Genomic DNA, 11,618 nt, shown 5'->3' with positions numbered 1-11,618 from the left:
CTCACTCCAGGGTCCGACGCAGTTTCTGTTCGGGCGTTCGAGGTGGTACCGGCCGTGGGCCATAAGGCATGATGATCGCAAGCTCGCGCCTGAATTCATCGGTCATCTGCCGGGCTTCGTTCAGGTTCCGGATGACATGAGGAGCAATCATGATGACGAGCTCCGTCTTGCCGATCAGATCGTCCTTCATTCTCAACGCATTCCCGAGGATCGGGATATCCCCAAGCACAGGGATCTGCGCCCTCGTCTTGGTTCGCTTGTCCTGAATGAGCCCCCCCAACGCGAAGGCCTCGCCGTCGTTGACGACAACCGTCGTCCTCACCCGCCGTTGGCTGATGGTCGGGGAATTGATCGATGACGAGGTCGTCTCGGAAACGGTCGATACCTCCTGTTCGATATCCAGCATGACCCGCCCGCTTTCGCTGATCCGCGGCGTGATCGAGAGAATGACGCCGGTGTCTTTGTAGCTGACCGAGTTCACGACGGGAGCCCCCGGCGTCAACACGCTGACGGCCGATTGCGTGGTAATTGGCACCTGGTCACCGACCTGAAGGGCCGCGGTCTTGTTATCGGCGACGGTGAGCGAAGGAGAGGAGATCACATTGACATCGGTGATCTGATTGAGCGCCGTCAATGTCGCAGAGATGTTGGAGGCCCGCAGCGCATACGAGAAGCCAGGGAATACCGAGCCGATCGAGCCTGAAAGATCGTCGGAAAATGTGCCGCTCTGGTTCTTGTTGCTCAGGAACCAGCGCAGGCCGAAGCGCAATTCGTCCTTCAGGGTGACCTCGGCGATCATCGCCTCGATCAGGACCTGGTTCGGAATGACATCGAGCGTGCCGATCACGCGGACGACACGCCGATAGTCGGCGGCCGATGCCTCGATCAGAACCGTATTCTTGGCCTCGTCGGCAACGACCTTGATGCGCGGTCCGCCCGTGCTGTCGTCCTTACCGAGCTGAATGGAAGATGTTGTTTCGGGCCCGGTATCCGCAGCTTTTGTGGCCGGCGGCGTGGAGGACTGAGAACCGCCCATGCCGCCAGATTGCATGGACGTACCCGACTGTTGCTTCATTCCCGAGGTCTGGGCGCTAACTTCGGAATATTGCGGCGCGACGCTGCGACTGCTGCCGGCGTCGCTGCCGCCGTCCTTGCCTTGGACAAACATCGTTTGCAGGACGCCGACCAGTTCCGAGGCACGCCGATTTTGCACGACGTAGGTATAGAATTGTTTCTCGGTTCCCTCCCCGCGATTGTCAAGCCGGCGGATCCAAGTCGTTGCCCGCGACAGATATTGGGCTTGCGGCGTGATGACGAGAATGGCTCCCATTCGCTTGTTGGGAAGAAATCGGACCATGCCTCCCATCGGGCCCTCCCGGTCCGAGTCAAAGACCTTGCGGAGTTCATCGCTGATGGCGGCCGGATCGCTGGCTTTGACAGGCACGATGCCGAAGGACATGCCCTTCATCACGTCGACGTCGAAAACACTGATGGCATCAAGAACACCGCCAATGTCTCGATCGTTGCCCGACAGCGTGATGGTGTTCCGTGCATCATCGGTGCGCACGATCGTACCGCGCGGGGAGATCGGCTCCAGCACACGGCGGATCTCCGAGGCGCTGACATATTTGAGCTGCACGACGCGCAAGCTGGACGCGATGCCGCCGGTGCTGTCGATATCTCCGTCGATCTGGATGTTCGCACCCACCGCAGCCTGGTCGAGCGACACGATCTTGTAGGCACCGCCCGAATAGATCATCGCGGCGTTGTTCGACCGGAGCGCTGTCTGGAACAGATTGAGGGCGGCCGCCTTTGCGACCGGACCAGGGGTCTGGAGCGTGATCTTCCCGTCGATGCCCGGATCGATCGTATATTTTGCGGCAAGCAAGTCACCGAGCACCGTTTTCGCCGCCTGCGCTACGGATGCATTGAGCAGGTTCAGTGTGACGCCATCCCCGGCCTCCTCCGGCGCCGCTCCCGTTGAGCCGGTGGGCTTGCTTCCGAGAAATCGTCCGGAACCGTTGAAGAAAGCCGGCTCTCCCGCCGCTTTGGGCCCGAGTGGAGACGGTATAGGCTGATTGCTGTAGCTGCTGACGGCGGCCGTTCGCGTCGCAGGCGGCGGCGCATTCCAGGCTTCCCTCACACTCTCCGAAGCATCTTCGATCTGGGCAGTCTGACAGGCGGTAAGCCCCACCAGAAGACCGAGAGCGGCCAATCTACCCAGACGTTTGTGACAGAATACTGACACTGACAACTCCGCTGACTCCAAAAACGCCAGCGGCTTCGCGATCTGTCCTCGGTTGCGCGCAGAGGGGATGCTCCGAACGTTCGCGACGATCACTGAAGTCAACGGCTCCCGCCCACACAAAACCAGAGGCAACGATAGCGCTTGGGTTTGGTCCAACGAAACTATAGCTGAGCCCTATCACACCGCGTGGTTGGGCCTATCTTTTTCCACAACTATCGGCCGGATTGCACAGATGGCATCTTGGTCGTTCCGTGTTTTGAAGATACGACAGGAAACGCAATGTCAGATTGAATGCTGCGCAACCGTCTGCATAGCTTCAATCGCCGAAAACGCTCCCTGCACCGCCTTTTGTTTGCAGCAGGACGGCTTTGCGCTCGTCGTGACCGCTATCCTGGGTCTCGTCGGCCCTCGCGTCCTCAACCATCTTTCGGGGTCAAAGTCCAAGGCGGCCAAGATCCAGATCGAGGGCTTTGCCTGAATGGCGTCTCGTTCAACCGCTATAAAAAGTGCTGCGGACAAGAGAAAGTAACAATGATCGCGCGTGGCATAAGACCCAGCAGCCTTGTCCGATCTGGACACGGCTGATCCAAGGCCTCCATAGACGGTGAATAGCCGGCCCAAATTGACGAGCGTGCCATCCAGGAGCCGATCGGAGAGTTTATGGTTGAGAATGCTCATTCGACAGTTCGGTCGCTTGCCCCCCGTGCCAGGTGGTCCGAGCTTTCCCAGGCAGAACGTGACGCCGCCTATGACAACAACGCGGCCGTCAAGAACAGCGCGGCCCTGATCGCCGCGCGCAACGAAGCGTCGGGGCGACTGCGAGGCACGTTGAAGTCCCATCTCGATCTGCCTTACGGCGAGCGGGCGAACAACAAGATCGATCTCTACCCGGCCACCAGGCCCGATGCTCCCTGCCTGGTGTTCTTGCATGGCGGCTATTGGCAGCGCAATTCGCGCGAGCTGTTCGCCATGCTGGTCGAAGGCGTTGCCGCGCATGGCTGGTCGGTCGCCATTCCCGGCTATTCGCTGGCGCCCGAAGTGTCGCTGACCGATATCGTTGCCGAAATCCCACGTGCGCTCGACTGGCTCGCCGCACACGGCGCGTCCTATGGCGTCGCCGGTCGGGTGGTGCTGTCGGGCTGGTCCGCGGGCGCCCACCTCGTTGCGATGGCGCTGGGCCATCCGCGCGTCCATGCGGGACTGGCGATATCAGGCGTCTACGATCTCGCGCCGATCCGCGATACAGGGCTGAACAACGCGCTGAAGCTGACGGACGAAGAGATTGCCGCTCTCTCGCCGCTTCGCCTCTCCGTGACGCCCAAGCGGCTCGAGATCGCCTATGGCACCAGCGAGCTCCCGGCCCTCATGTGCGATTCAATCGATTTCCACGACAAGCGCATGGCCGCGCAGGCGCCCGGCAAACTCATTCCGGTCGAAGGCGCCGACCATTTCACCATCCTCGAGGCATTGCGGCGGCCGGACGGCGTTCTGGTCGACGCCATCAGGCGGTTGCTGAATTAAAAACGCGAAAACAACCCCATGCAAAGTAGAATGCCCTTGTTTCTAAAGGCAAAATCCACGTTGCGGATGGCTTTGACTCTTCGAGCAACACAGGGGGCATGATGCCATCATCGCGGTGATCGTCGCTCCGATGCCTCAATCCACACCTGCTCTTCCCTGATCAGCACCGGATAAAGCCGTAACGGTGGACTCGGCCATCCCGCAGTGATCGCCCCATTACGCAAATCGAACGATGCCGCATGGCGTGGGCAGAACAGGCGCTTCTCCGCGACATGCCCAAGACCGAGATCGGCCTGCTCGTGCGGGCACGCACGTTCGCAGGCGACGACAGCGCCCTCGTTCCAGATCACGAGCACGTCGCGACCTGCGACGCGGACAATGCCCTCTGCCTTCAGCCGGGCGAGGTCGCAGACCGCAATCCATCCGGGCTCGTCCGCGCGGACATCCGCATCATCCACCGAGATAGGCCTTCCGCACGTGCTCGTTCTCGATCAGCTCGGCGCCGGCCCCGGACAGCACGATACGGCCGTTCTCGAGCAGATAGGCATGGTCGCACATGTCGAGGGCCGCATACGCGTTCTGCTCGACCAGCAGCACCGTGGTGCCGGCATCGCGAATGCCACGGATGATCGCAAAGGTGCGCTCGACGATGTTCGGAGCGAGCCCGAGCGACGGTTCGTCGAACATGATCAGCCGCGGCCGCGACATCAGCGCGCGCCCGATCGCGAGCATCTGCTGCTCGCCACCGGACAGCGTGCCCGCCGCTTGCCTGCGCCGCTCGGCGAGCCGCGGAAATTCCGTGTAGATGCGGTCGCGATCGGCCGCGATCTCACCCGAACCGCTCCGGAGGTAAGCCCCCATGTCGAGATTCTCCTCGACGCTCATGTGCGGAAACACCCGGCGCCCTTCCGGGCAATGCGCTATCCCGCTCGCCAGCACGCGCGGCGGCTTCGCTCCGGTGATGTCGACGCCCTCAAACCGCATTTGTCCGGAGCGCGGTGGCACCAGTCCGGAAATGGCGCGCAGCGTCGTGCTCTTGCCGGCGCCGTTGGCGCCGATCAGCGCGACCAATTGTCCGGCCTTCACATCCAGCGAGATGCCGCGCAGCGCGGTGACGCCGCCATAGCCGCACACCATGTCGCGGATCTCAAGCACGCGGGGCCCCATGTCCGAGATAGGCCTCGATCACGGCCGGATCGTTGCGGATCACGTCTGGCGTTCCCTCCGCGATGATGCGGCCGTAATTGAGCACGACGATGCGGTCCGAGACCGTCATCACCATCGGCATGTCGTGCTCGACCAGCAGTATCGTGATGCCGCGGTCACGAATGCTGCGGATGAGCTCGACGAACCGGTGTGTTTCCGAAGCGTTCATGCCCGAGACCGGCTCATCGAGCAGCAGCATCGAGGGCTCCGCCGCGAGCGCCAGCGCGACGCCGACCAGACGCTGCTCGCCATAGGAGAGCGAACCGGCTGCATCGTGGCTACGGCGTCCAAGGCCGACCCATTCGACCAGCTCGCTCGCCCGCTGCCGCAGCTTGCGCTCCGAGGCGCGCGCCCCCGGCAGGCCCAGGATGGCGTCAAGCAGACGGACCCGGCCCTGCCGGTGCAGGCCGATCAGGAGATTGTCGTAGACGGTGTCGTTGGGAAACACGCTGGTGCGCTGGAACGTGCGGATCAGGCCGAGATCGGCGATCTGATGTGGCTTCAATCCGGTCAGCGTGGCGCCCTGATAGGTGACGCGGCCCGCGCTCGGCGCCAGGAAGCCGGTCATGACGTTGAAGGCAGTGGTCTTGCCGGCGCCGTTCGGACCGATCAGGCTGACGATCTCGCCCTCGCCCACGGTGAAACTCATGTCGGAGATCGCGACCAAGCCGCCGAAACGCACCGCTACCTGCTCGATCGTCATGGCAATGGCGCGCGCCGTCACTACGCCGGCTCCTTGGCGCCGGTCTCGGCGAGAGCGACGGGCGATAGCGAATTCGTCCCGCTCCGCCGTCGGACAAATCGCTGCACGAGCGAGGGTACGATGCCGCGCGGCAGCACGAACAGAATCGCGATCAGCACACCGCCATAGGCGATCCACTGCGCCTCCGGCGCCATGATCGGACGCAGCGCGACCGGCAGCAGCCCGAAGATCAGGCCACCGACGACGGGTCCGGCGAGCGAGCCCTTGCCGCCGCTGATGACCATGATCACCATGGTGACGGTGTTGATGAAGGCAAACACTTCGGGGTCGATGATCCGGATGTAATGCGCATAGAGGCTGCCGGCCGCACCGGCGATCGCAGCCGAGATCACCGCCGCCAGCGTCAGCGTCTTGGTGACGTCGATACCGACGGAGACGGCAAGCGTCTCGTTCTCCATCAGCCCACGCATCGCGCGGCCGAAATGCGAGTGAACGAGGCGCGCAATCAGCAGATAAGCGATGAAAGCCACAACCAGCACGAGATAATAATTCTGCAGCTTGGTGCGCAACGTCATCTCGCCGAAGCCGGGCAACGGCAGCACGATGGACGGAATATTGGTCAATGCCAGCGGCCCCTGCGTCAGCTCGACCCAGTTCAGCGCAACCAGCCGGACCACCTCGGCGAAGGAGATGGTCACGATGACGAAATAGGCGCCGCGTACACGGAACGAGAGCAGCCCGACGAAATAGCCGCATAATCCGGCGATGAGGATTGCGAGCGCCAGGCCCACAATAGGCGGCCAGGGCTCGTGAACCAGGCGCCAGCCTCCGGGCAGGCCGATGTCGAAGCCGAGCGATGTCAGCGCGCTGACATAGGCGCCGATGCCGAAGAAGGCGATGTGACCGAGGCTGAGCTGGCCCGTGAAACCGAGCAGGAGATTGAGGCTCATTGCGCCGATGACGAAGATGCCGGTCGTGATCAACGCGTTGAGGAGATAGGGATCGCGGAGCCAGAGCGGCACCGAGGCGAGTGCTGCGACCGCGAGAATGGTGACGACTATTCTCATCCGACACGCTCCGCCCGCGCGAACAGCCCGGTCGGGCGAAAAATCAGAACCGCGATGATGATCAGAAAGCCCATCGCGTCGCGATAGCCGGACGAGACGTAGCCGGCGCCTAGCTCCTCGGCGAGCGCCAGGATGAAACCGCCGATCACCGCGCCGGTGATGTTGCCGAGGCCGCCGAGAATGACGATGGCAAAAGCCTTGACGGCGGCGAGATCGCCCATCTGCGGGAAGATCACGTAGACCGGCCCGAGCAGAGCGCCCGCGGCAGCCGCGAGGCTGGAGCCGATCGCGAAGGTGGAGGTGTAGATCAGATCGACATTGACGCCCATCAGCGACGCGGTGTCCTGGTCCTGGAACGTTGCCCGCATCGCGCGGCCGAGGCTCGTGCGGTTGATCAGCAGGTACGTCACCAGGATCAGCAGCGCCGCGGCGGCGAGGACGAACAGGCGCAGCCAGGACACGGACACCGGCCCGAGCACCAGCGGCGCGTCGGGAAACGGCGTGGCCACCGATTTGGCGACGCCGCCCCAGATCCACAGCGTGCCCGACTGCATCGCGATCCAGGCGCCGATCATCACCAGCATCGTCGTGTCGATGTCGGAGCCGCGCAGCGGCCGCAGCAATGTCAGCTCGATGAGCGCGCCAAGCAGCCATCCGGCCAGCACGGCGACGGGGAGCGCGAGAAAGAAGTTCAGCCCGAGCTGCTGCACCACGATGAACATCACGTAGGCGCCGAACGTGTAAAGCACGCCATGCGTGAAATTCACGACGTTCATGATGCCGAAGATCAGCGTCAGCCCGATGCCCAGCAGCGCATAGGTGCCACCGAGCACGAGCATGTTGACCAGATGCTGCAGAAACTCGTTCAAGAGCTATTCCCGAATGCCCCAGATGTCGGCGAGGGCCGCGAAGCGCCGCCCTCGCCCAGGATTGACCGACCTCAGAGCGTCTTCATCTCGACCTTGCCGTCGTTGATCTCGATGAGATAGACGTTCGGCTGGCTCTGTCCACTTTCCTTGCCCTCGGGACCGGATTTGCGGAACACGATGTCGCCGTTGAGCCCCTTCACCTTGATGTCCCAGAATGCCGCCTTGATCGCCGCGGGTTCGGCCTTGCCCGCCTTCTCGATCGCGGCCGCGACGGTGCGGATGCCGTCATAGCCGCGGAAGCTCTCGGTGCAACCGGCGAATTCGAAGCCGCGCTTCTTCCATTCCGAGATGAAATAGTTGGTCGCCTCCGGGTTCGGCGTCTTGTCGGGAAACCACGGCAGGAACGTCGTCAGATGCATGGTGCCGTTGGCGGCTGCTCCCGCCTGGGCGATGATCTGGTCGGGGTTTTGCGAACCGCCGGTGGTGATGATGCGCTTCTTCAGCCCCAGCGCGGCGGCCTGCTTGAAGATCAGCGTCAGCTGGTCGACCGCGGTCGTAACGATGACCGTCTCGGACTCGGAGCTCTTGATCTTGGACAGCTGTGCGCTCATGTCCTGCGCGCCCTGGTCCATGGTCTCGACCAGGCCGACACTGATCCCCTTGTCCTTCATCATCTTGCTGAAATCCTCGGCGGTGCCGCGGCCCCAGTCGTTGTTGATGACGAGGAAGTCGACCTTCTTCAAGGCGAGCTTGTCGACGATCCCCTTGAACGCCGCGGCCTCGACCGCCGAGGGCGGCGAGATGCGGAAGATGAAGGGATTGCCGGTCGTGGTGATCTTGCCCGAGGACGAGGTCTCCACCACCATCGCCGTCTCGTATTCCATCAGCTTGGGCATCACGGCGAGCGTCAGGCTCGAGCCCCAGGCGCCCATCAGGACCGGCACCTTGTCGCTGGTAATGAGTTTTTCGGCGACGGCGGCAGCTTCCGTCGGGTTGCTCTTGTTATCCTCGATCACGAGCTCGATCTTCTTGCCCAGAATGCCGCCCTTCGCGTTGATCTCGTCGGCGGCGATCCTGGCGCCGTTGACGACATAGGTGCCGGACGCCGCGAATGCGCCGGTGAGCGGCTCGTTGACGCCGATCTTGATGGTCTGCGCCTCTGCTGCGCCACCGAACAAGACGGTCGCCAGCGCGATGGCCGGAACAAGTCCGAATGTGCGTTTCATGTTGTCTCTCCAAATCCCACGCGGTTGATCTTCATGGCAGTCCAGACTTCGTCACTCTGCGGCGCGAGCGCGCCGATCATTCCGCTCCACCTCGTCCGGCGAAGACGCGGCCCAGGATGCGCGCGACCCGGGCGCGCAACACGTCGGAGATGATCGACAAGCCGCTGAGTTCCGCCGGGGCCACCTCTCGTGGCGGCGCGCCCGACATCTGGCGATCGAGATTGCCGGCGAAGTCCGCGACCAGCCGCTTGGCGAGATCTCGCACCAGGCCGGGACGGCCGATCTGGGCCAGCATCCCGGTGAGCGTGTATCCAATCGACAGTTCGACGGCGGTCGCCTCGCCGCCATCGAGCGGGACCAGACGATAACGGATATCGCCTTGCGTCGCCGAGTGGCTGCGCCGGTCGGTGCCGATGCCAATGATGCGGCCTGTGAGCGCCGCGGGATCACGCTCGACGCGCGCGGCGCCCTCGAAGGCCGCCACGATCGGCCCGAGCCTGACGCGGATCGCACCTTCGACGCGCTCCGGGCTCGGCGGCGCCGTCAGCGACACGCCGGGAAGGCAGGCTGCGATACCCTTGATATCGGCGAACATCGCAAAGACTTTCGCCGGCATATATGGCAGCGTGAAACTCTGATCGAGAACGTTCGCAGGGGTGAAGTCCGGAATGACGTCCGGCGCGACACTGTCCGATGCCGCCGCCAACTCCAGCCCGGCAGTCGGCAGCGGCTGGTCGTCGTGGCCGGACATGGCCCGCCCTGATCCAGCCGGCCCAAGGTGGATCCGACCACCGTCTGCCTGTGGCCCGATATTGCGCCCTCGTCGCGCCGCGATCACCGACTGCACCGCCCGCACGATCCCGACATAGCCGGTGCAGCGGCAGAGATTGCCGCTGAGACCGACACGGATCCGGCGCTCGTCTGCGTCGGGCAGGCGCAGGACGAGGTCGCGCGCAGAGACCAGCATTCCCGGCGTGCAATAGCCGCATTGCAGCGCATGCTCCCGGGTGAAGGCGGCGCGCAACTCGGCCATGACCTCGTCCTCGTCCAGCCCTTCGATCGTGGTGACATCCGCGCCCTCGCAGGCCACTGCATAAGTGATGCAGGACCGCGCCGGCACGCCGTCGAGCAGCACGGTGCAGGCACCGCAGACGCCGTGCTCGCAGCCGAGATGCGTGCCGGTCAGGTCGAGCTTGTCGCGCACGAAATCGGCAAGGCTGGTGCGCGGCTCGGCCTGCACCTCCACCGCGCGGCGGTTGACGTTGAGGACGATCGCGGTCATGCGGCGGCCTCGAAAACGGCGCGCTTCAACACGCTGACATGGATGTGGCGCTGCGCGGCGTCGTCGATGCCGGCCTTTACCAGCAGCGCGTCGGCGGCACGAGCGTCGAAACGCTGCTTGAAGTCCGCCGCAATCCGTCCGCCGAACAGCTCGGCGGCATCGGTCACGACGATCGGGGCCGTGTCGATCGCACCGATCACCACGCGGGCAGCGGCAGCGGCCGGATCGACCAGGAGGGCTCCGATCGCGTGGGCGAACTCGCCGGTCTTGCGGCAGCTCTTGGCGTAGCCCCAATGCGCCGAGGTCGCACGGGCCGGGACATGGACGGCCTCGACGATCTCACCGGCATCAAGCGCCGATTCCAGCGCACCGACGACGAAGGCCTCGATGGCCATGCTGCGTACGCCGGCAAGGCTGCGCAGCGTCACCCGCGCGCCCAACGCGGCAAGTGCCGAAATCCAATCCGCCGCGGGATCGGCATGGCTGAGCGAGCCGCCGATCGTGCCGCGGTTGCGCACCGCGCGATAGGCGATGTTGGCCGCGACTCCAGGCATGGCGCCGCGCGTCACATCGGCCGTGCGCCCGTCCTCGATGTCGGCATGCGTGACGAGGGCCCCGAGCACGAGTTCGCCGCCGCGAATTTCCGCCCGCTTGAGCTCGGCAAGGCCGGAAATGTCGACCACCAGCTCCGGCTGGACCAGCCGCAGATTGAGCATGGGACCGAGCGATTGGCCGCCCGCGATGATCTTCGCCGATCCGCGGCTTGCTGCGAGCATCGACAGCGCCGAATTGAGGTCGCGTGGACGTTCGTAGCTGAAAGGCACTGGCTTCATGCCGCGCTCCTTCCGGAAGTGCGCGCGGCCAGCACGGCCGCGACGACGCGATGCGGCGTGATCGGTGACTGCATCAGCTCGACACCGAGCGGGCGCAGCGCATCGTTGACGGCGTTGGCGATTGCGGCGGGCGGCGCGATCGCACCGCCCTCGCCGATGCCTTTCACGCCAAACTGCGTATAGGGCGACGGCGTCTCCATGTGATCGAGCCGCGCGGCGGGAACCTCGGTCGCGCCGGGCAGCAGATAATCGGCCAGCGTCGTCGCCAGCGGCTGGCCGGAATTGTCGAACGGCATTTCCTCGTAGAGCGCCGTGCCGATGCCTTGGGCGAGACCGCCATAGATCTGGCCGTCGACGACCATCGGATTGACCAGCACGCCGCCGTCCTCGACGATCACGTAATCGAGGATCTCGACCTCGCCGACTTCAGGGTCGACGGCGACGACAGCGGCATGCGCGGCATAGCTGAACGTGCCGCTGTCGCGCACGGGCTTGTAGCCCTGCGTCACTTCCAGGCCGCCGGGATCGACGTCAACAGGCAGATCCTGCGGGCGGCGATACCAGGTGTGGGCGATCGCCTGCAGGCTGACGCTGCCGTTGACGCCGCGGACCTCGCCATTCTGCAGGACGACGGAGGCCGGCTCGTGTTGCAGCAATTTGGCG

General features: G+C 64.1%; 12 protein-coding genes. 2 read left to right on the top strand and 10 right to left on the bottom strand.

Annotation, left to right across the window (positions count from 1 at the left end):
* Nucleotide 1: 1 nt before the first annotated feature.
* Nucleotides 2-2,341, bottom strand: a complete 2,340-nt coding sequence (gspD, locus tag IVB31_RS03380) for a type II secretion system secretin GspD (RefSeq protein ID WP_247319410.1) — start codon at nucleotides 2,339-2,341, stop codon at nucleotides 2-4.
* 139 nt (nucleotides 2,342-2,480) lie between these two features.
* Between gspD and IVB31_RS03375 the strand changes: the two genes are divergently transcribed.
* Together IVB31_RS03375 and IVB31_RS03370 are read left to right on the top strand one after the other, a co-directional pair.
* Nucleotides 2,481-2,726 carry a hypothetical protein gene (locus IVB31_RS03375; RefSeq protein ID WP_247318511.1) on the top strand — a complete coding sequence of 82 codons (246 nt, stop codon included), beginning with the start codon at nucleotides 2,481-2,483 and terminating at the stop codon, nucleotides 2,724-2,726.
* A gap of 182 nt (nucleotides 2,727-2,908) precedes the next feature.
* Nucleotides 2,909-3,769 (top strand): alpha/beta hydrolase, encoded by an 861-nt coding sequence (locus IVB31_RS03370; protein WP_247318507.1) that lies wholly within the window; start codon nucleotides 2,909-2,911, stop codon nucleotides 3,767-3,769.
* A gap of 107 nt (nucleotides 3,770-3,876) precedes the next feature.
* Here IVB31_RS03370 and IVB31_RS03365 read toward each other — a convergent pair whose 3' ends face one another.
* The 9 genes from IVB31_RS03365 to IVB31_RS03325 all read right to left on the bottom strand — a co-directional run.
* Entirely contained in the window at nucleotides 3,877-4,227 is a 351-nt protein-coding gene (locus tag IVB31_RS03365) for a Rieske (2Fe-2S) protein (RefSeq protein ID WP_247318504.1), read from the bottom strand.
* Entirely contained in the window at nucleotides 4,220-4,924 is a 705-nt protein-coding gene (locus IVB31_RS03360) for an ABC transporter ATP-binding protein (protein WP_247318501.1), read from the bottom strand. Before IVB31_RS03360 ends, IVB31_RS03365 begins: the two co-directional genes overlap by 8 nt.
* The gene (locus IVB31_RS03355) at nucleotides 4,917-5,678 is read right to left on the bottom strand and encodes an ABC transporter ATP-binding protein (RefSeq protein ID WP_247319407.1); all 762 of its coding nucleotides are present in this window, start codon (nucleotides 5,676-5,678) and stop codon (nucleotides 4,917-4,919) included. Before IVB31_RS03355 ends, IVB31_RS03360 begins: the two co-directional genes overlap by 8 nt.
* 20 nt (nucleotides 5,679-5,698) lie before the next feature.
* A complete protein-coding gene (locus IVB31_RS03350; protein WP_247318499.1) occupies nucleotides 5,699-6,745 on the bottom strand; it encodes a branched-chain amino acid ABC transporter permease in 1,047 nt (348 codons plus the stop codon).
* Complete coding sequence (locus IVB31_RS03345) at nucleotides 6,742-7,614, bottom strand: branched-chain amino acid ABC transporter permease (RefSeq protein WP_247318496.1); 873 nt, start codon at nucleotides 7,612-7,614, stop codon at nucleotides 6,742-6,744. Before IVB31_RS03345 ends, IVB31_RS03350 begins: the two co-directional genes overlap by 4 nt.
* Nucleotides 7,615-7,685: 71 nt before the next feature.
* Complete coding sequence (locus IVB31_RS03340; RefSeq protein WP_247318493.1) at nucleotides 7,686-8,840, bottom strand: ABC transporter substrate-binding protein; 1,155 nt, start codon at nucleotides 8,838-8,840, stop codon at nucleotides 7,686-7,688.
* A gap of 76 nt (nucleotides 8,841-8,916) precedes the next feature.
* On the bottom strand, nucleotides 8,917-10,122 hold the full coding sequence (locus tag IVB31_RS03335) for a 2Fe-2S iron-sulfur cluster-binding protein (RefSeq protein WP_247318491.1): 1,206 nt from the start codon (nucleotides 10,120-10,122) through the stop codon (nucleotides 8,917-8,919).
* A complete protein-coding gene (locus IVB31_RS03330; protein WP_247318489.1) occupies nucleotides 10,119-10,955 on the bottom strand; it encodes an FAD binding domain-containing protein in 837 nt (278 codons plus the stop codon). Before IVB31_RS03330 ends, IVB31_RS03335 begins: the two co-directional genes overlap by 4 nt.
* Nucleotides 10,952-11,618 (bottom strand): molybdopterin cofactor-binding domain-containing protein (locus tag IVB31_RS03325; protein ID WP_247318487.1); only part of this gene is annotated, 667 nt, incomplete at its 5' end. The genes IVB31_RS03330 and IVB31_RS03325, both read right to left, overlap by 4 nt.

This window comes from Bradyrhizobium sp. 21 (assembly GCF_023073335.1).
Taxonomy (GTDB): domain Bacteria; phylum Pseudomonadota; class Alphaproteobacteria; order Rhizobiales; family Xanthobacteraceae; genus Bradyrhizobium.
This window is presented reverse-complemented; position numbering and strand designations above follow the sequence as displayed.